Origin of the sequence: Nocardia coubleae NBRC 108252 (assembly GCF_001612805.1) — a bacterium.
GTDB classification, from domain to species: domain Bacteria; phylum Actinomycetota; class Actinomycetes; order Mycobacteriales; family Mycobacteriaceae; genus Nocardia; species Nocardia coubleae.
Genome location: NZ_BDBD01000026.1, coordinates 88,635 through 112,317, shown reverse-complemented (window position 1 = coordinate 112,317; position 23,683 = coordinate 88,635). Strand labels below are relative to the sequence as shown.

General features: G+C 67.4%; 29 protein-coding genes. 16 read left to right on the top strand and 13 right to left on the bottom strand.

The features are described from left to right. Window positions 1–8 precede the first annotated feature (8 nt). Window positions 9–461, top strand: a complete 453-nt coding sequence (gene aroQ / locus NCO8_RS26835) for a type II 3-dehydroquinate dehydratase (RefSeq protein ID WP_067497745.1) — start codon at window positions 9–11, stop codon at window positions 459–461. Here aroQ and NCO8_RS26830 read toward each other — a convergent pair. Continuing rightward, window positions 458–904 (bottom strand): nitroreductase/quinone reductase family protein, encoded by a 447-nt coding sequence (locus NCO8_RS26830; RefSeq protein ID WP_067643529.1) that lies wholly within the window; start codon window positions 902–904, stop codon window positions 458–460. The genes aroQ and NCO8_RS26830 overlap by 4 nt on opposite strands. A 132-nt stretch (window positions 905–1,036) precedes the next feature. Here NCO8_RS26830 and NCO8_RS26825 point away from each other — a divergent pair, with 132 nt between their 5' ends. From NCO8_RS26825 to NCO8_RS26815, 3 genes are all read left to right on the top strand, one after another. Then, window positions 1,037–1,957, top strand: coding sequence for an ABC transporter ATP-binding protein (locus NCO8_RS26825; protein WP_067643526.1), 921 nt, complete (start codon window positions 1,037–1,039; stop codon window positions 1,955–1,957). 109 nt (window positions 1,958–2,066) lie between these two features. Next, the gene (locus tag NCO8_RS26820; RefSeq protein ID WP_245655515.1) at window positions 2,067–2,792 is read left to right on the top strand and encodes an ABC transporter permease; all 726 of its coding nucleotides are present in this window, start codon (window positions 2,067–2,069) and stop codon (window positions 2,790–2,792) included. Further along, the gene (locus tag NCO8_RS26815; protein WP_067643518.1) at window positions 2,782–3,018 is read left to right on the top strand and encodes a helix-turn-helix transcriptional regulator; all 237 of its coding nucleotides are present in this window, start codon (window positions 2,782–2,784) and stop codon (window positions 3,016–3,018) included. The genes NCO8_RS26820 and NCO8_RS26815 overlap by 11 nt, the downstream gene beginning before the upstream one ends. A gap of 46 nt (window positions 3,019–3,064) precedes the next feature. Here NCO8_RS26815 and NCO8_RS26810 read toward each other — a convergent pair whose 3' ends face one another. Then, window positions 3,065–3,934, bottom strand: a complete 870-nt coding sequence (locus NCO8_RS26810; protein WP_067643861.1) for an NAD(P)-dependent oxidoreductase — start codon at window positions 3,932–3,934, stop codon at window positions 3,065–3,067. 144 nt (window positions 3,935–4,078) lie between these two features. On the opposite strand from NCO8_RS26810, the gene NCO8_RS26805 reads away from it, so the two are divergent. After that, window positions 4,079–4,405, top strand: coding sequence for a winged helix-turn-helix transcriptional regulator (locus NCO8_RS26805; RefSeq protein WP_067497730.1), 327 nt, complete (start codon window positions 4,079–4,081; stop codon window positions 4,403–4,405). Between the two features lie 5 nt (window positions 4,406–4,410). Here NCO8_RS26805 and NCO8_RS26800 read toward each other — a convergent pair whose 3' ends face one another. After that, entirely contained in the window at window positions 4,411–5,535 is a 1,125-nt protein-coding gene (locus NCO8_RS26800) for a glycerate kinase (protein ID WP_067643515.1), read from the bottom strand. 187 nt (window positions 5,536–5,722) lie between these two features. On the opposite strand from NCO8_RS26800, the gene NCO8_RS26795 reads away from it, so the two are divergent. Next, window positions 5,723–6,034 carry a GNAT family N-acetyltransferase gene (locus NCO8_RS26795; RefSeq protein ID WP_067643512.1) on the top strand — a complete coding sequence of 104 codons (312 nt, stop codon included), beginning with the start codon at window positions 5,723–5,725 and terminating at the stop codon, window positions 6,032–6,034. On the opposite strand, the gene NCO8_RS26790 is transcribed toward NCO8_RS26795, so the two are convergent. After that, a complete protein-coding gene (locus tag NCO8_RS26790; RefSeq protein WP_067643509.1) occupies window positions 6,028–6,789 on the bottom strand; it encodes a lysophospholipid acyltransferase family protein in 762 nt (253 codons plus the stop codon). The genes NCO8_RS26795 and NCO8_RS26790 overlap by 7 nt on opposite strands. Window positions 6,790–6,894: 105 nt before the next feature. On the opposite strand from NCO8_RS26790, the gene NCO8_RS26785 reads away from it, so the two are divergent. Further along, a complete protein-coding gene (locus NCO8_RS26785; RefSeq protein ID WP_084457503.1) occupies window positions 6,895–7,533 on the top strand; it encodes a YqgE/AlgH family protein in 639 nt (212 codons plus the stop codon). 43 nt (window positions 7,534–7,576) lie between these two features. Here NCO8_RS26785 and NCO8_RS26780 read toward each other — a convergent pair whose 3' ends face one another. The 3 genes from NCO8_RS26780 to NCO8_RS26770 form a co-directional block, all read right to left on the bottom strand. After that, the gene (locus NCO8_RS26780) at window positions 7,577–8,359 is read right to left on the bottom strand and encodes an ABC transporter permease (RefSeq protein ID WP_067643506.1); all 783 of its coding nucleotides are present in this window, start codon (window positions 8,357–8,359) and stop codon (window positions 7,577–7,579) included. Beyond that, window positions 8,356–9,312 (bottom strand): ATP-binding cassette domain-containing protein, encoded by a 957-nt coding sequence (locus tag NCO8_RS26775; protein ID WP_067643504.1) that lies wholly within the window; start codon window positions 9,310–9,312, stop codon window positions 8,356–8,358. Before NCO8_RS26775 ends, NCO8_RS26780 begins: the two co-directional genes overlap by 4 nt. 106 nt (window positions 9,313–9,418) lie before the next feature. Further along, entirely contained in the window at window positions 9,419–9,943 is a 525-nt protein-coding gene (locus tag NCO8_RS26770) for an EXLDI protein (protein WP_067643858.1), read from the bottom strand. Window positions 9,944–10,083: 140 nt separating this feature from the next. Between NCO8_RS26770 and NCO8_RS26765 the strand changes: the two genes are divergently transcribed. From NCO8_RS26765 to NCO8_RS26745, 5 genes are read left to right on the top strand one after another with little or no spacing between them, the layout of a single operon-like run. After that, a complete protein-coding gene (locus NCO8_RS26765; RefSeq protein ID WP_067643502.1) occupies window positions 10,084–11,907 on the top strand; it encodes a thiamine pyrophosphate-binding protein in 1,824 nt (607 codons plus the stop codon). A gap of 17 nt (window positions 11,908–11,924) precedes the next feature. Next, window positions 11,925–12,584, top strand: coding sequence for a DUF8713 domain-containing protein (locus NCO8_RS26760; RefSeq protein WP_067643499.1), 660 nt, complete (start codon window positions 11,925–11,927; stop codon window positions 12,582–12,584). Between the two features lie 2 nt (window positions 12,585–12,586). Continuing rightward, window positions 12,587–13,600, top strand: coding sequence for a 3-oxoacyl-ACP synthase III family protein (locus tag NCO8_RS26755; RefSeq protein ID WP_067643496.1), 1,014 nt, complete (start codon window positions 12,587–12,589; stop codon window positions 13,598–13,600). Next, a complete protein-coding gene (locus tag NCO8_RS26750; RefSeq protein WP_067643493.1) occupies window positions 13,597–14,646 on the top strand; it encodes an aminotransferase class I/II-fold pyridoxal phosphate-dependent enzyme in 1,050 nt (349 codons plus the stop codon). Before NCO8_RS26755 ends, NCO8_RS26750 begins: the two co-directional genes overlap by 4 nt. Further along, on the top strand, window positions 14,643–15,026 hold the full coding sequence (locus tag NCO8_RS26745) for a cupin domain-containing protein (RefSeq protein WP_067643490.1): 384 nt from the start codon (window positions 14,643–14,645) through the stop codon (window positions 15,024–15,026). The genes NCO8_RS26750 and NCO8_RS26745 overlap by 4 nt, the downstream gene beginning before the upstream one ends. A 2-nt stretch (window positions 15,027–15,028) precedes the next feature. On the opposite strand, the gene NCO8_RS26740 is transcribed toward NCO8_RS26745, so the two are convergent. The 3 genes from NCO8_RS26740 to NCO8_RS26730 all read right to left on the bottom strand — a co-directional run bounded on the left by NCO8_RS26740 (window position 15,029) and on the right by NCO8_RS26730 (window position 16,255). After that, window positions 15,029–15,382: a hypothetical protein gene (locus NCO8_RS26740; RefSeq protein WP_176579734.1), complete on the bottom strand. Its 354-nt coding sequence runs from the start codon at window positions 15,380–15,382 to the stop codon at window positions 15,029–15,031. Window positions 15,383–15,473: 91 nt separating this feature from the next. Then, a complete protein-coding gene (locus NCO8_RS31645) occupies window positions 15,474–15,773 on the bottom strand; it encodes a hypothetical protein (protein ID WP_157105127.1) in 300 nt (99 codons plus the stop codon). A gap of 74 nt (window positions 15,774–15,847) precedes the next feature. After that, the gene (locus NCO8_RS26730) at window positions 15,848–16,255 is read right to left on the bottom strand and encodes an SdpI family protein (protein WP_067643483.1); all 408 of its coding nucleotides are present in this window, start codon (window positions 16,253–16,255) and stop codon (window positions 15,848–15,850) included. A gap of 169 nt (window positions 16,256–16,424) precedes the next feature. Between NCO8_RS26730 and leuS the strand changes: the two genes are divergently transcribed. Continuing rightward, window positions 16,425–19,268, top strand: coding sequence for a leucine--tRNA ligase (leuS, locus tag NCO8_RS26725; protein ID WP_067643480.1), 2,844 nt, complete (start codon window positions 16,425–16,427; stop codon window positions 19,266–19,268). Window positions 19,269–19,406: 138 nt separating this feature from the next. On the opposite strand, the gene NCO8_RS26720 is transcribed toward leuS, so the two are convergent. Next, window positions 19,407–20,195: a polysaccharide deacetylase family protein gene (locus NCO8_RS26720; RefSeq protein WP_067643477.1), complete on the bottom strand. Its 789-nt coding sequence runs from the start codon at window positions 20,193–20,195 to the stop codon at window positions 19,407–19,409. Between the two features lie 252 nt (window positions 20,196–20,447). Continuing rightward, window positions 20,448–21,137, bottom strand: coding sequence for an SDR family oxidoreductase (locus tag NCO8_RS26715; RefSeq protein WP_067643474.1), 690 nt, complete (start codon window positions 21,135–21,137; stop codon window positions 20,448–20,450). Between the two features lie 85 nt (window positions 21,138–21,222). Between NCO8_RS26715 and NCO8_RS26710 the strand changes: the two genes are divergently transcribed. The 3 genes from NCO8_RS26710 to NCO8_RS26700 are packed head-to-tail and all read left to right on the top strand — an operon-like array spanning window position 21,223 to window position 23,444. Next, on the top strand, window positions 21,223–21,768 hold the full coding sequence (locus NCO8_RS26710) for a DUF6069 family protein (RefSeq protein ID WP_067497675.1): 546 nt from the start codon (window positions 21,223–21,225) through the stop codon (window positions 21,766–21,768). A gap of 54 nt (window positions 21,769–21,822) precedes the next feature. Further along, window positions 21,823–23,163: a glucosylglycerate hydrolase gene (gene ggh / locus NCO8_RS26705; protein WP_067643470.1), complete on the top strand. Its 1,341-nt coding sequence runs from the start codon at window positions 21,823–21,825 to the stop codon at window positions 23,161–23,163. Window positions 23,164–23,195: 32 nt separating this feature from the next. Continuing rightward, complete coding sequence (locus NCO8_RS26700) at window positions 23,196–23,444, top strand: type II toxin-antitoxin system Phd/YefM family antitoxin (protein WP_067643467.1); 249 nt, start codon at window positions 23,196–23,198, stop codon at window positions 23,442–23,444. Between the two features lie 7 nt (window positions 23,445–23,451). Here NCO8_RS26700 and NCO8_RS26695 read toward each other — a convergent pair whose 3' ends face one another. Then, entirely contained in the window at window positions 23,452–23,655 is a 204-nt protein-coding gene (locus NCO8_RS26695) for a hypothetical protein (protein WP_067643464.1), read from the bottom strand. Window positions 23,656–23,683: the final 28 nt, after the last annotated feature.

Below are 23,683 nucleotides of genomic sequence, written 5' to 3'. Positions count from 1 at the left end.
CTCGACGCATGGAGACGTCCGTGCAGGCCACCGGTCCGATTCTCGTGCTGAACGGGCCGAACCTGAACATGCTCGGCACCCGTCAACCACAGATCTACGGTTCGGACACCCTCGACGACGTGGTCGCCCTTTGCGAGCGCACGGCGGCCCGCTTCGGGCGCGAGGTGGTGGCCTTCCAGTCCAATCACGAAGGCGCCCTGATCGATCGGATCCATCAGGCGCGCGGCGTCGAGTCGGCCATCGTCGTGAATCCCGGTGGCCTCACCCATACTTCGGTCGCCCTGCGCGATGCCCTGGTGATCCCGGAGGTCCCGATCGTCGAGGTGCACATCAGCAATGTGCATGCCCGCGAGGAATTCCGGCACCACTCCTTCGTCTCCCCCATCGCCACCGCCGTCATCGCCGGACTCGGCATCCAGGGTTACGCGGCGGCGATCGAGTTCCTGAGTACGCGGGTCTAGGCCAGGCGGAAGACGGGGAATCCCGGCGCGATCGCGGCGAGTTCCTCGTCGGTCGAATCCTTGCCGACGCCCTCGAAGAAGGCGCCGACCTCCCAGCCGAATTTCTTCAGGTAGAGGCGCAGTACCGGCACCTTGTCCGCATCGGGAACCTCGGTGGCCGAGAAGGTTTCGGCCTTGCGGCCGAGTCGCAGTTCGCCCCCACCCGCGACGCGCAGATTGCGCACCCACTGGGTGTGGCCGCGCGGCGCGACCAGGTAACGCGTGCCGTCGGCATCGGTGAGCACGTTCACCATGGTGGTGCGCCATTCGCCGCTGGTGCGGCCGCGCACGGCGAGCAGCCGTGAACCCATCATGCTGATGCCAAGTCTCGGCAGCCAATTGACGACTCCGAGCAGTGTCGCCTCGATACCCGAGGGAGCCAGGTAGCGACTCGCGTTCTCCATGCCCCAAGCATGTCAGCCATCGATCAGGAGCGAGCATCGAGATCCGATTTGCCCGATTTCGCGAAAGCATTGCCACGATGGAATGTAGTACCTATGCTACATCTCATCGAAGGTCGATGACTGGGAGGAATCATGGCTTCGAGTAACGGCGTCGTTCTCGACGTCCAGCGGTTGCGGATGCGCTACGACGAGGCGGATGTGCTGCACGATGTGACATTTCAGGCCACGCGCGGGGAGGTGCTCGTCATGCTCGGGCCGAACGGCGCGGGCAAAACCACCACGATCGAGATCCTCGAGGGGTTCCGCAGGAGGTCGGCCGGTCGGGTCGATGTGCTGGGGGCCGATCCCGAACACGGTGACGAACACTGGCGCGCCAGGGTGGGGGTGGTGTTGCAGTCCTGGCGCGACCACGCGAAATGGCATGTGCGCGAACTACTTCGACACCTCGGAACCTACTATCGCCCCTACGCCACGGCCACGGTCCAACGGCCTTGGGACACAGACGAGCTCATCGATCTGGTTGGGCTCACCGAGCAGGCCGACGCCAAGATCGCCACCCTCTCGGGTGGGCAGCGGCGCAGGCTCGATGTCGCGATCGCCATCGTCGGCAGGCCGGAACTGCTGTTCATGGACGAACCGACGGCCGGTTTCGACCCGGCCGCTCGGCGCGATTTCCACGACCTGGTGCACCGGCTCGCCGATCTGGAGAACACCACGGTGCTGCTCACCACCCACGATCTGGACGAGGCGGAGAAGCTGGCCGACCGCATCCTGATCCTGGCCGGTGGGCGGGTGATCGCCGACGGGTCACCCGACGCGCTCGCCCGCTCGATCGCGGGGGAAGCGCAGGTGAGCTGGACCGTCGACGATCAACGGTTCGTGCACACCACCACCGAGTCCACCAAGTTCGTGCACGAGCTGTTCACCCAGCACGGTGCCGACATCGCCGACCTCGAGGTGCGCCGCGCCTCGCTGGAAGACACCTATATGGCCTTGGTCCGGCGCGCCGAGTCCGGCGAGACCGTCCACGCCCTCACGGAGGTGACCCGATGAACACCGCTCTGCGCGCCGGTTTCGCCCGCGGCCTGATCGAACTGCGACAGGTCTACACCAACGCACCCGATCTGATCGGTCATTCCTCACCCCGGCAATCACTCTCGGAGTGCTGTTCCTGCTCCGCGACCGCACATACGACGACACCGGGCTCGGTATCGCCGAACTGGCAGTACCCGGCCTGCTCGGCAGCATCATCGCCTTCAACGGGATGTACGCCATCCTCAATGTGCTGGTGCTCGACCGCGAGGACGGCACGCTGCTGCGGGCCAAGGCGGTGCCCAAGGGCATGGTCGGCTACTTCGTCGGCAAAATCGTGAGCACCACGGGGGCGGTGGTGGCGCAGGTGGTTATCGTGCTCGGTGTGGGAATGGCGATCATCGGCGGCTCGTCGCTGAGCGGACCCGGCGCGGTGGCGACCTTCGCGTGGGTGCTCGCGCTCGGCCTGCTGGCCGTGCTGCCGATCGGCGCCATCCTCGGCAGCGTGCTCGACACGAGGACGGCCTTCCTGTTGACCATCCCGCTGATGGGCCTGATCGCGATCTCCGGCGTCTTCTACCCGATCACCGCACTGCCCGGCTGGTTGCAGGTGCTCGGCCAGCTGTTCCCGATGTACTGGCTCGCCCTCGGCATGCGCTCGGCGCTTCTGCCGGCTGAGGCCGTCGGCATCGAACTAGACCAGTCCTGGCGGCATCTGGAAACAGTTGCGGTACTCGGTATCTGGGCTGTCGTCGGCCTGGCCCTCGCACCCCTCGTGCTGCGGCGGATGGCCCAGCACGAATCGGGTGCCACCATGGCGACGCGACGGGAAAAGGCGATGCAGCGTGCCTTCTGAGGTCATCTACAACCGCATCGCGATGTTGCGCGCCGAGCGTGGCATCTCCCGGCGGGACCTCGCCGAAGCACTCGGCGTGCACTACCAGACCATCGGCTACCTCGAACGCGGCGAATACAGCCCGAGCCTGCACCTGGCGCTGCGCATCGCGGCCTATTTCGAGGTAGCCGTGGAGGTGGTGTTCTCCACCGAGCCCTTCCCCCGGCTCGGCACCGGAACGGCCTAGAACGAGCGAACCGTCCGACCCCACGTCGGACGGTTTCGCCGCTGCCTCAGGAGTTCTCGCCGCGCATCAGCTCATAGGTCGACACAGGCTTGCCCGCTGCCTCGGTGGCCGCGATGGCCTTGCGCCAGAACGACTGCGCCAGGTGCGAGAACGCGGCGTCGACACCGACTTCCTCGCTGGCGTCGATGATGTGCTGCGCGCCGGCGTCCATCATCTTCAGACTGGCCAGGTCGGCCCAGCCGCCGTTCTGGTTCGCCACCGAGAACTGCTCCATGAAGTACGGGAACGCCTCGCTGGCGCGGACCGCGAACGGAACGAACTGGGCGATGTTGTGACCGGACTTCGAGATCACGGCGGTGGCCTGGTCGAAGGCGAGCAGCCAGGGGTGGAAGATCACCAGCAACGCCTGGTAGAAGACCTGCGCCAGGCCGTCGTCGGCGCCGAGGTACTCCTGCGGGCTCAGCGGGCGCAGCAGGTCGGCGTGCGCGTCGAACACCGCCTTGGGGCCGCTGTAGAAGATGTAGGACGCGGGATGGGCGATATTGTCGCCCGCCGACATCACCCCACCCGAGAAGAACTCGGCGCCGCGCTCACGCACCCACTTGGCACCCGCCCGCGCCTTCTCCGGCGAATCGGAGGACAGGTTGGCGATCACCTTGCCGGGCAGGTGGTCGACCGCCTGGCCGAGCACGTCGTACATGGCGTCGTAATGGGTGAGGCTGAGCACCGACACCTCGTTGGCGTCGAGCGCCTCGGCGACGGTCTCGGCCCGCTTGGCGCCGAGGGCGACCATGGCGTCGACCTTGGCGGTGCTGCGGTTCCACACGGTCACCTCGACGCCCGCCTCGAGGAAGGCCTTGACCATGGACTGACCCATCGGGCCCAGGCCGAGAACGGAAACTGATCGGGTACTCATGGTGTAGCCCTTCGCTTTTTCGATACGGATTGGTTCGGCGCCGGTTTCCATGGTGTCGGCGTCGGCAGCGCGCGGGAAGACCGCACGTCGCAGTGCGGTTGCTTACCTATAGGTTCGAAATACGGTCAGAAGGGTGCGCAGACGATGAGCAGTGACGCAGATCACCAGGTGTGTGGCATGAGCCTGGCTATCGACGTGGTCGGTGGCAAATGGAAACTGCACCTGATGTGGGTGCTCGGCGAAGGGCCGCAGCGATTCGGGAACATCCGGCGGCTGCTCGACGGGGTGAGCGAGAAGGTGCTCACCGAGAACTTGCGCCATCTCGAGGCGGCCGGGGTGGTGCGTCGCGAGATCTTCCCGGAGATCCCGCCGCGCGTCGAATACTCGCTGACCCCGCTCGGCGAAACGTTGCGCGACGCGCTCGCCCCACTCGAGGCGTGGGGCGACCGGCATCGCGCCGTGCTGGTGTGACAGGGCTACAGGTGTTCGCGGGCGATGCGCTCGCCGATGCGCTCGAGTAGTTTCCCGGCGGTCAGCATCGACCGCGCCGCGTCGGGTTCCAGTTCGCTGAGCGGATAGCAGGCGGCGAACCCGGCGGCGCGAATCTCGCCCGGCGACAGCATCGTTCGACCCACCGCCGCCACCACCGGCACCCGCGCCGCGTTGGCCGCCGCCGCGACACCCACTGGCGCCTTGCCGTGCATGCTCTGGTGATCGAGCGACCCTTCACCCGTCACCACCAGCGTCGCCCCCTCGACCAGCGCGGTGAACTCGAGCAGCTCGAGCAACACGTCGATGCCGCTGCGCACCTCGGCGCCGAGGACGGCCAGCGCCCCGAAACCGGTGCCGCCCGCCGCGCCCGCGCCCCCGATCTCGGCATAGCCGGTGCCCAGGATGGCAGCCCAATGGGTGAGTGCCGCTTCGAGTTTCACCATCATGTGCCGGTCGGCGCCCTTCTGCGGCGAGTACACCGCCACCGCACCGGCCGGGCCGAGCAGCGGGTTGTCGACATCGCAGGCGAGGGTGAACCGTGCCCGCGCGACAGCGGGATGCAGGCCGGCCCGGTCGACGGCCGCCACCCGGCTCAGCAGGGTGACGACATCCATCGCGGTGCCGTCCAGCTCGTCGTTGTTCTCGTCGAGCAGGCGCAGGCCGAGTGCCCGCAGCAGACCCGATCCACCATCGGTCGAGGCACTTCCACCGAGCCCGAGCACGATCTCGCGCGCCCCCGCGTCCAGCGCGTGCGCCACCACGACGCCGAGACCGAAGGTGTCGGCGCGCAACGGCGCGAGCCTGCCACCGGGCAGTTTCACCAACCCGACCGCCGCGGCCAGCTCCACCACCGCGGTCTCGTCGCGCATCGCGTACACCGCCCGCGAAGGCTCACCCGTCGGCCCCGGCGCGTCGATCTCGACCCGCTGCCACCCGGCCGCCGCGAAGGCCTCGACCATCCCGTCCCCACCGTCGGCCACCGGCACCGCCCGCACATCGGCCCCTGGCGCCCGGCGCCTGATCCCCACCCCCAACGCGGCCGCCACCTCGGGCGCGGTCAGCGAACCCTTGAACTTGTCAGGGGCAAGCACCACTCGAGGACCATTCATCCCGACATTCTCCGGGCAAACCTGCGAACCCGCCACCGTCTTCGACAACCCCACTGCGCGAGAACGCACCACCCCGCCTTCCCGGCCCCGCACTCCCCGACCTCGAGGAGGGGACGCCGCGAAGCGGCGGTTCGCGGCCGCGAACTCGAGCGCGCCAGCGCTCCAACAAACACTGTAGCTTCTACCCATGGCGACCGAGGTCCGCGAAAATACCGCGCTGGAGCGGTTCGAACTCATCTCCGACGGTACCCCCGCCGGCTATATCGAATACCAGGACACCGGTGCCGAACGCGCCCTCGTCCACACCGAGATCTACCCGGAATTCCAGGGTCGCGGGTTGGGGAACACGCTGGTCGAGTCCGCGCTGACGACCAGCCGCAAGGAAGGGTTCGAGATCCTGCCGATGTGTTCGATGGTGCTGCACTTCATCACCGAAAACCCTCGCTACATCTCCCTGGTCCCACAGGGGGCCAGGGAGATGTTCGGGCTGCCTCAGTAGTTGGCGACGGCGCCGTCGACGGCGGCTTGCAGTTCGTCCTTGACAAGGCGGGCGATATCGCCAGGTCGCGCGGGTAGCTCCAGCACGGGCGTTCGGAAGTAGAAGCTCGACGACACCACCTCGTCGGCGCCGGGTTCGATCGCGTCGGCGGGGCGTGGCCCGTAACTCAGGCCGATGGCGACGAGGGCGGGCGGGGCCCCGAGTTTGGCGGCGCGGAAGGCGATGTGCCCGATGCCGCTGCCGACCGGCTGCACCGTTTTGTGGTCGACGAGGTTGCACGTGCCCTCGGGGAAGACCGCGAGGTGATCGCCGTCGGCGAGGCGCTGGGCGCACACGTCCATCATGCGCTGACCTGCCGCGTTCACCGCGCGAATGCCGTGGTCCTTGCCCCGGAACACCGGGATCCCGCCCATCATGTCGACCTTGCGGCGCTGTTCGGGATCGGCGAACAGTTCGTCCTTGGCCAGCACACGTACCCGGCCGATCTTGGCGCGCAGCGGGGACCGCCAGGCCGCGGCGGCGACGGTGTACGGATCACTCGTCGACAGGTGGTTGATGGCGTAGATGATCGGCCGCTTGCCGCGCACCAGCGCGGCGACCTGCGCCTTGGCGCCCTCGGCGTAGCTGATCCTCGGCCGGAATCGCCGGGCGAGCACCGCGTAAGAGGCCAGCGCCTTCCAGCGGTTCTGCCGATGTCGCAGGTAGTAGTCGTACACGGCGTCGCTGTCGTCGAGCAGGACTTCGGGCGTGTGCATGCCGCGACCCTACCGGGCAGCGCCGGGCCGGTCGGGGCGAGATATTTCCGGCTCTCCCCGGGTCGAGGGAAGCGCGGGACCCCGATCCAATGCGATGATGGGCCGGTGGCACGCGGAGACGACCCGGACGAACGCCGGACTCGCGACGGGCACGGCGACGACCGACGGCGCGGACAGCTCGGTGCCCGCATCCGTGCCGGTAACCTGCTGGTGTCCGCGATCGACCTGGTAGAACCTACTTTTCGGCGGACAGTCGTGTACGTCATCGAGCACAACGACGCGGGCAGTCTCGGCGTGGTGCTCAACCGCCCGAGCGAGACCCCGGTGCGCGATGTGCTGCCGCTGTGGGCCGACCTGGTGGCCGAGCCGGCCGAGCTCTACATCGGTGGACCGGTGAAACGCGACGCCGCGCTGTGCCTCGGCGTGCTCCGGGTCGGCGCCGAGATCGGCGAGGTGCGCGGGCTGCGCCGGGTGGACGGTCGCGTGGTGCTCGTGGACCTGGACGCCGATCCCGACGAGATCGCCCCGCTGGTGGAGGGCATTCGCGTGTTCGCCGGGTACGCGGGCTGGTCGATGGGTCAGCTCGAGGGTGAACTCGACAACGACGACTGGGTGGTGGTGTCGGCATTGCCGTCGGACCCGGTCGCGACCGATCGCCACGACCTGTGGGCAGGAGTGTTGCGGCGTCAGCCGCTGCCGCTGTCGCTGCTGGCCACACACCCGATCGAACTGGAACGCAACTGAAAATCCGGCCACCCCTGGCGAGGTGGCCGGATCTTGCTGTCTCTCAGCGGGTTTGCTTGCGGAAGATCGACTTCGACCAGAGGAACCCGCCACCGGCGATCACCGCGCACCAGGCCAGCGACACCCAGCCGTTCACCCCGATCTCGGTGCCCATCAGCAGTCCGCGCAGGGTTTCGGTGATGGGGGTGAAAGGCTGGTACTCGGCGAACTGACGCAGGCCGACCGGCATGGTGTCGGTGGCGACCAGGCCGCTGCCGAGGAACGGCATCATCACGATGGGAAACGGTGCGTTGCTGGCGCTTTCGGCGTTCGGCGACAGCAGGCCGAGTGCGATGGCGAGCCAGACGAAGGCGAAGGTCACCAGCGCGAGCAACCCGAAGGCCGCCACCCATTCCAAAGCGTTGGCGTTGGGCCGGAACCCGATGAGCAGCGCCACAGCGGTCATCACCGTGATACCCGCCATCGCTTGGATGAGTGCGCCGAGCACATGGCCGGTGAGCATCGAGGATTGCGAAATCGCCATCACCCGAAAGCGGTTCACGATGCCCTTGCTGGCGTCGGTGGCGATCGAGACCGCCACCGACACCGTCATGTAGGCGGGTAGCAGCAAGAGCATGCCCGGTGCCAGATAGTCGATGTACTCACCGCCGGACGACTTTTCGAGCGCACCGCCGAACACGTAGTTGAATACGAGCAGCAGCACGATCGGCATGATGATGATGCTGAACGTCATGCTCGGATAGCGCTTGGCGTGGGTGATGTTGCGGCGCAACATCGTCATCGTGTCGGCGAACGTGTGATCGCGCCGGACGGTCTGGGTGGTCATCGCACGGTCTCCTGAGTGGTCGGCTTGCCGGTGAGGGTGAGGAATACGTCGTCGAGGTTCGGAGTGTGCACCGAGATGCCGCCCGCCTCGATCCGATTGGCGTCGAGCACATCGAGCACCGCGCGCAGCGAACGCACGCCGCCGTCGCCCGGCACGGCGAGCGTGAGGCCGTCGCTGCCTTCGAGCACCTGCGCCGAGGAACCGAGGGCGAAGCGCGCCGCGTCGAGGCGGGCACGGTCGGCGAAGTCGATGCGGATGTGTCCGCCGGGAATGAGTCGTTTGAGTTCGGCCGCGGTGCCTTCGGCGACGATGCGGCCCTGATCGAGCACCGCGATGCGGTCGGCCAGCTGGTCGGCTTCCTCCAGGTACTGGGTGGTGAGGAAGACGGTGACGCCGAGGTCGTCGACGAGCGTGCGGATGATGTCCCAGATGGACCGGCGGCTGCGCGGGTCGAGGCCGGTGGTCGGTTCGTCGAGGAAGATGATGCGCGGGTCGCCGACGAGGGTCATGGCCAGGTCGAGCCTGCGGGTCATCCCGCCGGAGTAGGTGCTCGCCGGCTTGTCGGCGGCCTCGACGAGGTCGAACCGTTCCAGCAGTTCGGTGGCAAGACTGCGGATCTCCCGCTTCGGGAGGTGGTTCAGGGCGCCCATGAGTTCGAGATTCTCGCGGCCGGTGAGCAACTCGTCGACGGCGGCGAACTGGCCCGTCACGCCGATGAGTTCCCGCACGTCGTCGACCGAGGTGCGAACGTCGTGGCCACCGACCCGGATCTCGCCGTCGTCGGCGCCGATCAGGGTGGTGAGGATCTGCACGGTGGTGGTCTTGCCCGCGCCGTTGGGGCCGAGCAGGGAGAAGATCGTGCCCTCGGCGACGGTGAGGTCGATGCCGTCGAGAACTGTGTGCTCGCCGTACGCCTTACGCAGGCCGCGGGCGGTGATGGCCGGGTGAACCATGGTCGTCCCTTTCCAGAAGATTGCATTCATTGGTGCGAATAGGTGCATGTTTTAGCCACACCGCCCCCCTCGGGGCCGCGGTGTCGGTGAGAGTTGTTGTGGTGCGCTAGATGTCGAGGTCTTCGATGCGCGGGTGCGCGGTGACCTCTTCGACCTTGCGGTACAGGTTGTCGGGGATGCGGTCCTTCAGGTCTTTCAGATCGTCGAGGATCTCGTACTCGTAGTCGCCCCAGTCAGTGGCCTGCTCGCCGATGCCGAGCAGGCGCCGCCAGTTCTTCCAGTCCTTCAGGTCACCGAGGTCGTCGGACGGGTAGTCCTTCCACTTCGCGGTGTGAGTGGCGAGCACGAACTTGCCCTTGCGGCTGCGATACACCTGCTGGTGCAGCGTCCGCTTGTCGGTCATATCGCGCCACTCGCCCAGTAGAACGCCCTGGAACCGCACCTGTCGCACGCCGTCGCGACCGACCCTCAGGACGACCTCGTCGAACCCGGCCGCACGACCCTCCTCCGACTCGATGAGCTTGCGCAGCGCGCTGACCACCGTGCTGGATAGGTTCCCGCCGACGAGCTCCTGTGCCCGCTGGAACACCGGCAGATCGTCGTCGGATACGTAGATCGTCTTGTTGGGCATGAACTCAATATACATAGATGTATACGTACACACAAGGGTTGGTATTCGCCCACCCTCTGAACTCGGCGTCGGCGTGCCACGTAATCCGAGGTGACGGCGGTGGTCACCGCCGCGTTTCGCATGGCGGAGAAGGAGTGCCGATGCCGGACCGAGTGGTGGACTACCTGGTGCGAGCGGTGGCCGACCGGGGCATCGGCCAGATCTTCGGCGTCGACGGCGCCAATATCGAAGACCTCTACGACGCGATCTTCGACGCGGGCGGCCACCCGGCCGGGATCATCGCCAAACACGAGTTCTCGGCGGCGACCATGGCCGACGGGTACGCGCGCACCACCGGCGGGCTCGGGGTCGTCGCAGCCACGTCCGGTGGTGGCGCGGTGAATCTGGTTGCCGGGCTGGCGGAGTCGTTCGCATCGCGGGTGCCGGTACTCGCGCTGGTCGGTCAGCCGCCGACGAGCCTGGAAGGCCGCGGCGCGTTCCAGGATTCCAGCGGACTGGCCGAATCTCTCGACGCGGCAGCGTTGTTCGCGACCGTGAGCCGATACTGCGCGCGGGTCACCGAACCGGCGCAGGTGCCCGGGCAACTCGCCGAGGCAATCGCGGCAGCCGAGTCCGGTGGCCCTGCGGTGTTGTTGCTACCCAAGGATATTCAGCAGCAGATGATGCCGGATCTGATCGCGGCACGCAGCAATGGTCAACGGCCCGCGACCGGCGGCCGGGCAGTCACCGGACCGACCACCTCGGCCATCCACCAGCACAGCGCCCTTGCCGAGGTCGCCGCCATAGACGAGCCGGGCGCGCTTGCCGAGTCCGTCACCTCGGTCGGCGCCGAGTACGAGCACAACGCACTGGCCGAGCTCGTCTCGATCGACAGCACCCTTGCCGAGGTCGCCACTCAGCTCGCCGCCGCCCGCAGGTTGGGAAAGGTCGTGGTCATCGCGGGCGATCAGGTCGCCCGCGATGATGCCCGGACCGAACTCGCTGAACTGGTCGAGGCACTCGATGCCTCGATCGGTGTGGCACCGGACGCGAAGGACGTGTATTCCAACACCGGCCCCAGCTTCTGCGGTGTCGCGGGCAGCATGGGTCACGCCGACCTGCTCGATGCGCTCGAATCGGCGAGTGCCTGCCTGCTGGTCGGCACCCGCCTCCCGGTCACCGCCCGCGCGGGCCTCGACGACGCCCTCGCCGGGCTACCCCTGCTCAGCGTCGGAGCGCTGACCCCCTACCTGCCCGCCACGCACGCGACCAGCACCGACCTCGCGACGGCGCTGACCGTCCTGCATCCCGAGCGACACCACCCCGTGGTCGACCACGACTCAGCCGTAACCACACGCACCGAACCGCACAACACCGACCTCACCCTCATGTCCGTTCCGGCCGCCGACGGCCCCGGCCTGCGCTACCGCACAGTCGTAGAGGCGGTTCAGCGCGAACTGCCCGAGGGCGCCGACATTTTCGCCGACGCGGGTAACACCGGCGCCTCGGTGGTGCATTACCTACGGGTGCCCGAGGGTGGACGATTCGTCGTCGCGCTCGGCATGGGTGGCATGGGTTACGCGTTCGGCGCCGGAATCGGTTCGGCGTTCGCCCGCGGTGCCGCCCACCGCACCGTCGTGATCGCCGGCGACGGGTCGTTCTTCATGCACGGCATGGAGATCCACACCGCCGTCGAATACGACCTGCCGATCACCTTCGTGGTGTTCAACAACAACGCGCACGCCATGTGCGTCACCCGTGAACAGATCTATTACCGAGATCGATACAGCTTCAACCGTTTCCGCACCACACGTCTCGGGGCGGGCATCGCCGCCATGTTCCCCGGATTACCCGCCCACACCGTCGACGACCCCACCGAACTCGACGCGACCCTGCGCCGCTGCCTCACCACCGACGGTCCGTCCTTCGTCGAAATCCTTTGCGACCCCGACGAAATCCCGCCGTTTCTGCCCTTCCTTTCCTGACCAACGAGGAGAACACCGTGACAACTAGTGCCCTGCCCGCACTCAGCGACATTCCCGGCCAGACGGTGCCCGGCGTGCTGCGCATCGAGAACTCGGACCGGGAGGCGACGACCCCGATCATCATGGACATGCTGCGTTCGGTGTACCCGCACGACCAGATCTTCGGTGACTACTGCCCGGTCCAGACCTATATCGACGCACCGCCCCGCGAGGTCTTCGAATATCTCGCCGACACCCGTTCGCTCGAGGAATGGACCTACAGCCTGCGCGGATTCACCGAAACCGACGAACCGGGGCTGTGGCTTTCCTACGACCGGCTCGGTGACGAGACCAAGTGTTTCACCCGCACCGTCGCCCATTCCGACGCGATGACCGTCGACTATCACTGTGCCTGGGACCAGTCCGAACACCTGTGGATGATCTACCTGATGCGGGTGGTCGACGCGCAAGTGGTGTTCCACAAGCCCGGTTCGGTGGTGCTGTGGGTGAACTGCAAACACCCTTTCTACGACGAGAACGGTTATCCCGAGACCGCGCCGCCGAAGCGGCCGGTGTGGGTCGGCGATTTCTGGGACATGTTCTCCGCCGGTCACCAGCTGGAGCTGGACAACCTCAAGGCCATTTGTGAATACCGCGCGGCCAACGGGCTGCCGATCAAGCCGGAGTGGATGCAGTGAGTATGCCGTCAGTGAGTCTGGTCGATGTCGCGAGTTACCTGCCCGGTGACCCGGTGCCGACCGAATACTTCACCCAGTTCTCCCGCTCGGAGCGGATGGCCAAGAACGTGATGTTCCGTTCGCCCACCGGGCGCCACCATGTGGGGCGCGACGAAACCGCCGTCGACATGGCCGAACGCGCCTTCGACGTGCTGCGCGAACGCCACGGCGCCGACCTCGCCGCCGAGATCGACATCATCATCACCCACACCCAGCTGCCCGACAATCCGGTGCTCGGCGCCGCACCCGAGCTGGCCCGCAGGCTCGGTGCGCGCCCCTCGCAGGTGCTCGACGTACACAACAGCGGCTGCGCGGCCTTCGTGCACATGATGGCGATGGCGCGCATGATGATGGCGACGAGCGACGCGAAGACGGCGCTGATCGTCGCGGCCCAGAATTGCGCGGGCCCGGTGTTCACCCAGCCCGACATCCGCAAACTCGCCCAGGCCCCGGTGCCCGGCGACGGTTGCGGAATCGGTCTGCTGCGCAAGGATGATTCGGCGCCGATTCTGGATATCGAATGCCGCACCTACCCCGAATTCGCGGGCGATATGGACTTCACCACCAACGGCACCCGCAAGTACTGGGAACCGGGTGAGGGCCAGGGGTGCGTGAGTTTCTCCGAATCGAAGATCACCAAGGTGTTCGCGCGTGGCAACCGGCTCGTTCCGGAAGTGGCGCTCGCGGTGTGTGATCGGATCGGGGTGAAGAGCCGCGATATCGATACCTTCGTCACCAATCAGCCCAATCGGCTGTTCCTGCGCAATTGGCACGACGCGCTGGAATTGCCCGCCGACCGTCATCCGGACACCTTCGACCGGTGCGGAAACCTCTTCGCCGCAGGCATTCCCGTAACGCTCGACGTGGAGAACCAGGCCGGACGATTGCGCAACGGTTCGGTTGTGCTGCTGTCGGCATTCGCGCACGCGGGTGACTTCGCCGGTGCCGCGGCCGTGCGCTGGGGCGCGGCGCGATGAGTGTGCGGTTGGTCGAGCCGACCATCCCGTCGCAGCGGTTCGGCAGCGCACCGGCACCGACCGCGTTCGACCTCGGCCTCAGCGAGAACCCTTTTCCGCCTTTACCCTCTGTTCTCGCCGCAGTGAAAGAGACTCTCGCCCAAGCCAATCGGTACCCCGAGTTTCTGCCGCAGGAACTGCCCCGAATCATCGCCACGCACCTCGGTGTCTCCTCCGCGGACGTGGTGGTCGGCGCCGGGGCCACCGGGGTCGCGATGCAGGTGATGCGCGCCCTGGGTGGCGGTGAACTCGTCACGGGCACACCGACATTCGACGGGTATCCGATCATGGCGGAGATGGCCGGGATGACGGTCGTCCCGGTGCCACTCGATCTGTCCGGCAACCAGGACCTCACCGCCATGCGACGCGCGGTGAACCGGCGGACGGCGCTCGTAGTGCTGTGCAGGCCGCACAATCCGACCGGGACGGTGCTCGACGCGGGCGCCGTTCGCAAGTTCGTCGCGGCGGTGCCGCAGCGGGTGCCGGTGCTGCTCGACGAGGCCTACGTCGAATTCCTCGCGGCGGGCGATCGGCTCGATCTGCATGCTCTGCTGGCCCGGCATCCGAACGTGCTCGTCCTTCGCACGTTCTCCAAGGCGTACGGGCTGGCGGGGCTGCGTATCGGCTACTGCGTCGGGCGCGGTGCGCTCATCGAGCGGGTCCGCGCGCAGCAGTTGCCGTTCGGGGTCGCCACCGCCTCGGTCGCCGCCGTGCGGGCCGCCTACGCGGCAGGCGAGGAATTGCGCGAGCGGGTGGAGCGCATCAATCGGGAACGCGATGTGTTGCGCTTGTCGTTGCGGGCATGCGGTTTCGACATTCCGGAAAGTCACGCGAACTTCCTGTACCTGCCGGGCCCCGGCGTGGCGACGGCGCTGCGCCGGGCCGGGATCAAAGCCAAGGCCTATCCCGACGGCAGCGCCCGCATCGCGGTAGGCGATCCGGCCGCGGGACGCGCCGTGCACGCTGCCCTCGCCTGGCTGCGCGGAGGTGGTTTCATGACGACATGATCCGCAGGTGCACCCGAGAGTTCGTCGCCAACCCGGCTCCGGCGGTCGGCACCGCCAGCCGTACGCTGCTGCGCCTGCGGCTGGCGGGCCGCGACATCGTCGTCCGCCGCACCCGTATCGTTCCCGGCGGCACCAGCGGCTGGCATTTCCACGACGGAACATTGTTCGTGCTGGTCACCCGCGGTGTGCTCGACCATCCCTACCTTGCTCGCGGACCCGCCGAATATCGCCGGTTCCGGCTGTTCCGCGAGCCGAGCGGGCCGGACAACGCCCACGTCGCCCGCAACAACGGGACCACCGAGGTCCGCATCCTCGTGCTCTACGTGAACCCGGCGGGTGCGCCGCTGTCGCGTCAGGTGCCACCGCCGTCGGGCGGCTGATTTCAGCAGCTGCCGCCCCCACCGCAACTGCTACTGCTGCCCCCGCCGCAGCTGCTCGACGAGCTCGAACCGGAGTCACAGCTGCTCGACGAACCGCCGCCGTCCGACCAGCTGCTGGACGAGCCACCCGCATAACCGCCGTTGTAGGTCCAGTCGCTACCACTGGACCAGCGGTCGTTCCGATTCCGGCGCTGACGCGGGCCCGGCCGGTACTGCGGAGACTGCCGAGATCCCGAATCGAGCGCCGCCTGCAGGATCGCGGCGAGAATGGCCAGCGGAACGAACACCACCATCGCCACAACCAGTACGGCGACGCCAACACTGAGAACCGTGCCGACGAGATCGACAAAACTCATGGCTCCTCCTGATTCGGGATCTGCCTCTCGATCCCGAATCTAGGTGCGCCACCTTGCGATTCACTTACCGCGAACTAGCAGCGCCACCCGGTCAGCTGCCGCCGCCGCAGCCACCACCGCCGCCGCAGCCGCCACCACCGCCGCCGCCATCTCCGGAGTGACCACCGCCGCCACCGCCCCAGTCGAAGAATCCCGCCGCCGACCAACCGCCACCAGTGGCACCCGCCGCGCCGGCACGACGAGCCTGCGGCTTCGTCAACAGGACCCGCTCACGCCTGCTCTGCACGATGCCGACGACGAACAGCACCCCCGCGAGCACGAACAAGGCGATGCCGAGCCAAGGAATGAAGCTGACGGCGACCACGCCACCGAACGCTACGAGAACCACCACTCCGAAAATCATCATGAACCCCCCGGTAAGTACCTACTTCCGTTGTACCGGAAGGGCGGCGGCGGGACCAGGAATCAGTTGGCGGGGGCGCAGGTGTCGCGGAGGGAGCAGCTGCCGCAGGAGGAGCCACAGCCGCCGACCGGGGCGGGGGGCAGGAGTGGTTCTACCGTGCGGGCGGCGGCGTTCGCGCCTGCGCCGAGGGTGAAGATGGCGATCACGGCGACGGCGGCAGCTACGCCGAGGGCGGCGAAACCGCCCGCCACCAGGACCACGAGGCCGCCGGCGAACAGCAGGGCGCCGGCGCCGACGGAGGTGGGGGCGGCGATGCGGTTGGCGATGCGGAAATTGTCGTCGCTGTGCAGGGCCGCCTCGGTGGTGACACCGAGGAAACGATTGCGGGGCAACTTGCCGAGCAGCCCGAGCACACCGGTCGTGATGGCGACCGCGGCCAGCGCGAAGAGCAGAAGAGCGACGACGACCATTCATGCAGGCTAGCGCACCCTTGTCGAGTACCGATCCGGTGCTCCCCGCCGAGGTGACCCGCCGCACAGCGCGCCTCGCTGCGCAGCCCTTCGGAAATGAATTCGCTACGACGTTCTACCCTGTTAGACGATGTTTACCCCTGATCGGCGAGAACAAGAAGGCGGGACCGTGCAGGACACTCGTGCGACCGAGAGTGACGTACCTCAGCACCGGTACAACGCCGAGCTGGCGGGGCGTATCGAACAGCGCTGGCAGCGCACCTGGGCCGAACGCGGCACCTTCAACGCGCCCAACCCGGTCGGGCCGCTCGCGGGCGACACCCCCGACGACAAGCTGTTCATCCAGGACATGTTCCCGTTCCCGTCGGGCGCGGGCCTGCACGTGGGCCACCCGCTCGGCTACATCGCCACCGACGTGTTCGGCCGCTACCACCGCATGCGCGGGCGCAATGTGCTGCACGCGCTCGGCTACGACGCCTTCGGCCTGCCCGCCGAGCAGTACGCCGTGCAGACCGGTGCGCACCCGCGCGTCACCACCGAGTCGAACATCGCGACGATGCAGCGTCAGCTGGACCGGCTCGGCCTCGGCCACGACCCGCGTCGCTCCTTCGCCACCACCGATCCCGAGTACTACCGGTGGACGCAGTGGATCTTCCTGCGCATCTACAACGCCTGGTACGACCAGGAGGCCGGTCGCGCCCGGCCGATCGCCGAGCTGGAAGAGCAGTTCGCCGGCGGTGCGCGTCCGGTGCCCGAGGGCGACTGGGCATCGCTGAGCGCCACCGAGCGTGCGGCCCTGCTGGACTCGTATCGCCTGGTCTACCAGTCGGATTCGATCGTCAACTGGTGCCCCGGCCTCGGCACGGTGCTGTCCAACGAAGAGGTCACCGCCGAGGGGCGAAGCGAACGCGGCAACTTCCCCGTGTTCCGTAAGCGCATGTGGCAGTGGATGATGCGGATCACCGCCTACGCCGACCGCCTCGTCGACGACCTGGACGAGCTGGACTGGCCCGACAACGTGAAGTCCATGCAGCGCAACTGGATCGGGCGTTCGCGCGGTGCGCAGGTGCGTTTCGACGCCCCCGAGGGCGAGACGATCGAGGTGTTCACGACCCGGCCCGACACCCTGTTCGGCGCCACCTACGTGGTGCTCGCGCCGGAGCACGAGCTGGTCGACAAGCTGACCGCCGCCGCCTGGCCCGCCGACACCGACGCCCGCTGGACCAACGACAGCGCCACCCCGGCGGAAGCCGTTGCGGCGTACCGGAAGTCGATCGCGGCCAAGTCGGATCTGGAGCGGCAGGAGAACAAGGAGAAGACCGGCGTCTTCCTCGGCTCCTACGCCACCAACCCCGCCGACGGCAGCCAGGTGCCGATCTTCATCGCCGACTACGTGCTGAGCGGCTACGGCACCGGCGCCATCATGGCGGTGCCCGGCCACGACCAGCGCGACTGGGACTTCGCCTCCACCCTCGGCCTGCCGATCGTCGAGGTGATCTCCGGCGGCGACATCACCGAGGCGGCCTGGTCGGGTGAGGGCGAGCTGGTGAATTCCGGCTTCCTGAACGGACTTTCGGTCGACGAGGCGAAGGCGGCCATGATCGGTCGCCTGGAGGCCGAGGGCCACGGCACCGGGAAGATCCAGTACAAGCTGCGCGACTGGCTGTTCGCCCGTCAGCGGTACTGGGGTGAGCCGTTCCCCATCGTCTACGACGCCGACGGTGTCGCACACGCCCTGCCGGAATCCATGCTGCCCGTGGAACTTCCGGAGATGGAGGACTTCGCGCCGGTCACCTTCGATCCCGACGACGCGAACTCCGAGCCGTCCCCGCCGCTGGCCAAGGCCACCGACTGGGTGAACGTGGAACTCGACCTGGGCGACGGCCCCAAGCAGTACCGCCGCGACACCAATGTCATGCCCAACTGGGCGGGTAGCTCCTGGTACCAGCTGCGCTATGCCGACCCGACCAATACCGAGACGTTCTGCGCCGAGGAGAACGAGAAGTACTGGCTCGGCCCGCGCACCGACAAGCACGGCCCGAACGACCCGGGTGGTGTCGACCTGTACGTCGGCGGTGTGGAGCACGCGGTGCTGCACCTGCTCTACGCGCGGTTCTGGCAGAAAGTGCTGTTCGACCTGGGCGATGTGTCGAGCAGCGAGCCCTACCGCCGCCTTTACAACCAGGGTTACGTGCAGGGCTACGCCTACACCGACGAGCGTGGTGCGTACGTGCCCGCCGCCGAGGTGGTGGAGCGTGACTCGAAGTTCTTCTGGACCGGTCCCGACGGTGCCGAGATCGAGGTCACCCAGGAATACGGCAAGATCGGCAAGTCGCTGAAGAACGCCATCTCCCCCGACGAGATGTGCGACCTGTACGGCGCCGACACCTTCCGGTTCTACGAGATGTCGATGGGACCGCTGGACACCTCACGTCCGTGGGCGACCAAGGACGTCGTCGGCGCGCACCGCTTCCTGCAGCGGGTGTGGCGACTGGTGGTCGACGAGGAAACCGGCGCGGTGAAGGCCACCGATGCCGCACCGTCCGACGAGACGCTGCGGCTGGTGCACCGGACCATCGCCGGTGTCGACGAGGATCTGGCCGCCCTGCGCGACAACACGGCGGGCGCGAAGCTGATCGAGCTGACCAACCACCTGACCAAGAACTACCCCGACGGCGCACCGCGCGCGGCCGTGGAACCCCTGGTCTTGATGCTCGCTCCGCTGGCTCCTCACATCGCCGAGGAACTGTGGGAGCGGCTGGGCCACAACACTTCCCTAGCCCACGGCCCGTTCCCGACCGCCGATCCGGCGCTGCTCGTGGCTGATTCGGTGGAGTACCCGATTCAGGTGAAGGGCAAGGTGCGCAGCCGGATCCAGGTGCCCGCCGACGCCGACCCGGCCGCGATCGAGGCGGCAGCGCTGGCCGACGAGAAGGTCGTGGCGCTGCTCGAGGGCGCGGCTCCTCGCAAGGTGATCGTCGTGCCCGGCAAGATGGTCAACATCGTACTGTGACCGCCTCCCCGGGTTTTTGGCCAGACTCAGGCCCGGGGAGAGTCGGGGACGCGGCAAGCTTTTGTGCAGTGGCGGGTTAGCCCGTTCCCGGCGAGTTACCCATGTTCGTGCGAAACCAGGTCCACCGGAACACGCCCATCAGCTGCGGACTTCCAGGACGTCGTTCAGCGTGACCAGCGACAGGTTGCGCTCGCGGATGATGTCGACGAGTTGTCCGTAGCAGTGGGTGACCGGCGGGAAGTTGGCGTGGCCGATGATGATGGTCTGCGCGGCGAAATACTTTCGGGCGCATTCCATCAGGTACTCCTCGGTGATGAGACCGGAGTCGGACAGGGAGCCGTACCACATGGTCGGCACGGTGTAACCGAGGTCGGCGGCGATCTTGTCGACCGTGGCGTTGTGGTAGCCGAAGGGCGGACGGTAGTACGGGGTGCCGTCGACACCGAAGTTGTTGCGCAGGAAGGTTTTCGTGCGGCTCAGCTGGTCGACGACCCCGTCGGTGCCGATCTTGGTGAGTGCCTCGTGGCTCCAGGTGTGATTGCCCAGCTGGATCTGGCCCGAGTCGACCAGCGGGCGTAGGGCATCGCGGTGGATGGTCCAGGCCTCGAACGAACCGGTGACGAAGAAGGTGAAGCGGGCGCCGGTGTCCTGGGCCCATTTGATGTAGGCGCCGACCACCTCCGGGCTCGCGCCGTCGTCGACGGTGAGGGCCATGCTCGAGCCCTGACCGGGCAGGGCGGTGATCGTCTCGGCGCCGATGATCGACTTCGGACCACCCGGCGGCGGGGGCAGCACCGGTTGCTTCGGCGTCGGTGCGGGCGGCGGTGGGACCGGCACGACCGCCTCACCGACGGGCGCGGTCTCGCCACCCGCGCTGGCACAACCGGCCAGTGCCCCGACCGTCCCCGCGGCGAGCAAGGTCAGCATTCGACGTCTGTCCACTCCACTCCTCCTCATGACCGGATGCGATCGGCACAGCTCAGCGGGACGGTAGCCCGAGATTCCCTCGAAGAGAAGAACCAGGAACTACTTTGGGACGAACACCTACGCGAACCCTGTCGTGTTCTCGGCGCGCCTCCGACTCTGGACTGACCGGAAGATGCGACGAAGGGGCGCCCGGAGGGAGGGAAGAGGCGGAGTCAAGCGCCGAGAACCGCGGCGCCAGCCGCTATGTCACCGTCAGCGCGGGCGAAGAACGATCTCCGTCGGATGCGCGTCGCGCGGAGTGTCGACGGCGTTTCGCACCGCTCGCGCCACCGTTTCGGCGGTGAGAAATTCCTCGGGCCGATACTCACGCCCCTCCTCGGCCACTATCGCCTGCTGCATATCCGTATCGATGCGACCGGGGAATATCGAGGTGACGCGCAACTGCGGCTCCTCCAGCCGCAACGCGTCCGCGAAGGCCCGCAACCCGAACTTGCTCGCCGCGTACGAACCCCAGCCCGCGTTGGCCCGCAGCCCCGCGCCCGAATTGATCAGCACCACATGCCCGTTCGCGGCGCGCAGCGCGGGAAGCAGCAGCCTGGTGAGCTCGGCGACGGCGATCAGATTCACCTCGAGGGTGTTGCGCCACTGGTCGAGCGAGGATTCGGCGACGGTGCCGAGGTCGGCGATGCCCGCGTTGTGTACGAGCACATCGAGCCGCTCGATGCGTGCGGCGGCCTCGGCGACAGCCGGATAGTCGGTGAGCGGCACCGGCCAACCGGTCGCACCCGGCAGCTCGTCCAGGATCGGGATGAGCGAGTCGGCGGAGCGGGCGCCGAGCAGCAGATCGTAGGTCGGGGCGAGGTCGCGCGCGATGGCGGCGCCGAGGCCGCGGCTCGCGCCGGTGATGAGGGCAATCGGGGCGGGAGTACTTGTCACCGTCATAGGTCCCCACGCTAATCCGGCGTACGGATGCCGACACCTGTGCGTTCCTCGGGCGGATGTCGGCGTGCACTAGTACCGTCGCACTATGACCGATCCCCGGTACAACTACGGACCCTCGGACCCGCAGTATCCGCAGCAGCAGGGCCAGCCGCACTACGGCCAGGGCCAGTACGCCCCGCAGCCGGGCGAACCCCAGGAGCCCAAGGTGAATGTGGGCAAGCTGTGGGCGGGCGGCATCGGGACGGCCGTCGTCGCCGCGCTGCTCGCGGTCGTCGCGATCATGCTCGTGCGCGGTGTGCTCGGCATCGCGATCCTCTCCCCGGAAGGTGCGGGCGCCTACGGCACCGTTTCCACCACGTCGTATGCCGTCGCCGCCGCGGGTGCCGCCCTGCTGGCCACCGCGCTGCTGATGGTGCTGCTGCTGGCGATGCCTAGTCCGATGACGTTCTTCACCTGGATCTGCCTGTTGCTCACGGCCGTGGCGGTGATCCTGCCGTTCACCTTCGTCGCCGATATCGAGGCCAAGATCGCGACGGCGGTCATCAACCTGGTGCTCGGGTTGTGCATCACCACCATGCTCAGCTCGGTCGGCACGGCGTCGCAGAATGTCACCCGCGAGACCGGGTACTGATCGTCACAGTCATGTCGGGATGCCATCGGTGCTGCTCCGCCGCAGAATAGGGAGATGACCGACCCGGGTTTCACCCCCACGCAGCTCGCGGCACGCGCCGCCTACCTCCTGCGCGGCAACGACCTGGGCACCATGACCAGTGCCGCGCCGCGCCTGTATCCGCACATGTGGAGCTGGGACGCGGCGTTCGTCGCGGTCGGGCTCGCGCCGTTGAGCGTGGAGCGGGCGGTCGTCGAACTCGACACGCTGCTGTCGGCGCAGTGGAAGAACGGGATGATCCCGCACATCGTGTTCGCCAACGGTGTCGACGGGTATTTCCCCGGGCCCGCGCGTTGGGAGTGCCGCAGGCTGGCCGCCAACGCCCCCGAGGGACCCGACACCTCCGGCATCACCCAGCCGCCCGTCCATGCCATCGCCGTGCAGCGCATTCTCGACCATTCGCGCAGGCACGGGCGTTCCACGCGGGCGGTGGCGCAGGAGTTCCTGAATCGGCGGTGGCCGGATCTGGTGCGCTGGCACCGGTGGCTCGCCCATGCGCGCGACCCCAAGGAGAACGGCCGGATCACGCTGTACCACGGGTGGGAATCCGGCATGGACAACTCGCCACGCTGGGACCGCGCCTACGCCAATGTCGTTCCCGGCGTTGATCTTCCGCCGTATCGCCGAGCCGACACGGCCATCATCTCCGACCCGACCCAACGACCGAGCGACCGGGAGTACGACCGGTACCTGTGGCTGGTCGAACAGATGCGGCGCGCCAACTACGACGACTTCCAGCTCACCTCGGTGATGAGTTTCGCCGTGGAGGACGTGTTCGTCTCCGCGATCTTCGCGCTGGCCTGCGAAGTGCTCGCCGATATCGGCGAGGAGTACAAGCAACCGCATTCCGATGTGCGTGAACTGCACGGCTGGGCGGCACGCTTCCGCAAGGGCGTGGCGGCCACGGCCGACGAACGGACCGGTGCCGCAAAGGATTACGACGTGCGGTTGGGCCGGTGGATCAACACCGAGACGCTGGCCATGTTCGCGCCGCTGATCTCGGGCGGCCTGTCCCGGCCCGCCGAACGCGCCCTGCTCAACACCTTCGAGGGCCCACGCTTCTGCGGCCACCCCGACCTGCGCTACGCCCTGCCACCGTCGACTTCCCCCGTCGCCAAGGACTTCCGCCCCCGCGAATACTGGCGCGGCCCCGTCTGGCCGGTCATGAGCTGGCTGTTCTCCTGGGCGTTCGCCCGCCGAGGCTGGGCCGAACGCGCCTACCTCCTGCGCGCCGAAGGCCTCCGCCAAGCCGCCGACGGCAGCTTCGCCGAGTACTACGAGCCCTTCACCGGCGCCCCGCTCGGCAGCATGCAACAGTCCTGGACGGCCGCCTCGGTCCTCGACTGGTTGGGCTAGCTTGCATCGACGCGGATTATGGACTTGCGACTATGAAGCTGGCTGAAGCGAAAGCAACGCTCTCGGAGCTGGTCGCTCGGGTTCGCGGCCAGCACGAACGGGTGACGATCACTGTGCACGGCGAGCCTGCAGCAGTGTTGATGGCCGTCGACGACCTCGCGTCGATGGAGGAAACGATCGAGATTCTGTCCGACCCGGAAACGGTCGGGCGCTTGATTGCCTCCGATGCGGAGCTGGCGCGCGGCGAGATTGTCACGCGACATCTACCGAACATGAAGTGAATCGCCGTCAAACGCCGAGTTCCTTATCGATCTCCTCAGCGGACAAGGGATCGTTACTGCGATATCCCCCGATCGTTGGTTTCGGCCGGGCGTCCGCCGCATCGATCAACACGTCGATCGCCTGTGCCGCCGTGAGGCCGCGAGCGACTGCGAACGCCCACAACCGGTCATGGACCGCCTTGGGAACCTCGAGCGTTGTCACCTCAGACATGCCGCAAGTATTCCGGCATACCCGCCTC

Bases quoted from the DNA above. Each gene is read 5' to 3' on its own strand.
- NCO8_RS26800 (WP_067643515.1), bottom strand. From the start codon at position 5,535: ATGAATGGTCCTCGAGTGGTGCTTGCCCCTGACAAGTTCAAGGGTTCG.
- NCO8_RS26830 (WP_067643529.1), bottom strand. From the start codon at position 904: ATGGAGAACGCGAGTCGCTACCTGGCTCCCTCGGGTATCGAGGCGACA.
- NCO8_RS26715 (WP_067643474.1), bottom strand. From the start codon at position 21,137: ATGACGGTGACAAGTACTCCCGCCCCGATTGCCCTCATCACCGGCGCG.
- NCO8_RS26795 (WP_067643512.1), top strand. From the start codon at position 5,723: ATGGCGACCGAGGTCCGCGAAAATACCGCGCTGGAGCGGTTCGAACTC.
- NCO8_RS26700 (WP_067643467.1), top strand. From the start codon at position 23,196: ATGAAGCTGGCTGAAGCGAAAGCAACGCTCTCGGAGCTGGTCGCTCGG.
- NCO8_RS26825 (WP_067643526.1), top strand. From the start codon at position 1,037: ATGGCTTCGAGTAACGGCGTCGTTCTCGACGTCCAGCGGTTGCGGATG.
- NCO8_RS26770 (WP_067643858.1), bottom strand. From the start codon at position 9,943: ATGCCCAACAAGACGATCTACGTATCCGACGACGATCTGCCGGTGTTC.
- NCO8_RS26775 (WP_067643504.1), bottom strand. From the start codon at position 9,312: ATGGTTCACCCGGCCATCACCGCCCGCGGCCTGCGTAAGGCGTACGGC.
- aroQ (WP_067497745.1), top strand. From the start codon at position 9: ATGGAGACGTCCGTGCAGGCCACCGGTCCGATTCTCGTGCTGAACGGG.
- NCO8_RS26710 (WP_067497675.1), top strand. From the start codon at position 21,223: ATGACCGATCCCCGGTACAACTACGGACCCTCGGACCCGCAGTATCCG.
- NCO8_RS26720 (WP_067643477.1), bottom strand. From the start codon at position 20,195: ATGCTGACCTTGCTCGCCGCGGGGACGGTCGGGGCACTGGCCGGTTGT.
- NCO8_RS26790 (WP_067643509.1), bottom strand. From the start codon at position 6,789: ATGCACACGCCCGAAGTCCTGCTCGACGACAGCGACGCCGTGTACGAC.
- NCO8_RS26740 (WP_176579734.1), bottom strand. From the start codon at position 15,382: ATGAGTTTTGTCGATCTCGTCGGCACGGTTCTCAGTGTTGGCGTCGCC.
- NCO8_RS26765 (WP_067643502.1), top strand. From the start codon at position 10,084: ATGCCGGACCGAGTGGTGGACTACCTGGTGCGAGCGGTGGCCGACCGG.
- NCO8_RS26745 (WP_067643490.1), top strand. From the start codon at position 14,643: ATGATCCGCAGGTGCACCCGAGAGTTCGTCGCCAACCCGGCTCCGGCG.
- NCO8_RS26750 (WP_067643493.1), top strand. From the start codon at position 13,597: ATGAGTGTGCGGTTGGTCGAGCCGACCATCCCGTCGCAGCGGTTCGGC.
- NCO8_RS26695 (WP_067643464.1), bottom strand. From the start codon at position 23,655: ATGTCTGAGGTGACAACGCTCGAGGTTCCCAAGGCGGTCCATGACCGG.
- NCO8_RS26805 (WP_067497730.1), top strand. From the start codon at position 4,079: ATGAGCAGTGACGCAGATCACCAGGTGTGTGGCATGAGCCTGGCTATC.
- NCO8_RS26730 (WP_067643483.1), bottom strand. From the start codon at position 16,255: ATGGTCGTCGTCGCTCTTCTGCTCTTCGCGCTGGCCGCGGTCGCCATC.
- NCO8_RS26780 (WP_067643506.1), bottom strand. From the start codon at position 8,359: ATGACCACCCAGACCGTCCGGCGCGATCACACGTTCGCCGACACGATG.
- NCO8_RS26755 (WP_067643496.1), top strand. From the start codon at position 12,587: ATGCCGTCAGTGAGTCTGGTCGATGTCGCGAGTTACCTGCCCGGTGAC.
- ggh (WP_067643470.1), top strand. From the start codon at position 21,823: ATGACCGACCCGGGTTTCACCCCCACGCAGCTCGCGGCACGCGCCGCC.
- NCO8_RS26810 (WP_067643861.1), bottom strand. From the start codon at position 3,934: ATGAGTACCCGATCAGTTTCCGTTCTCGGCCTGGGCCCGATGGGTCAG.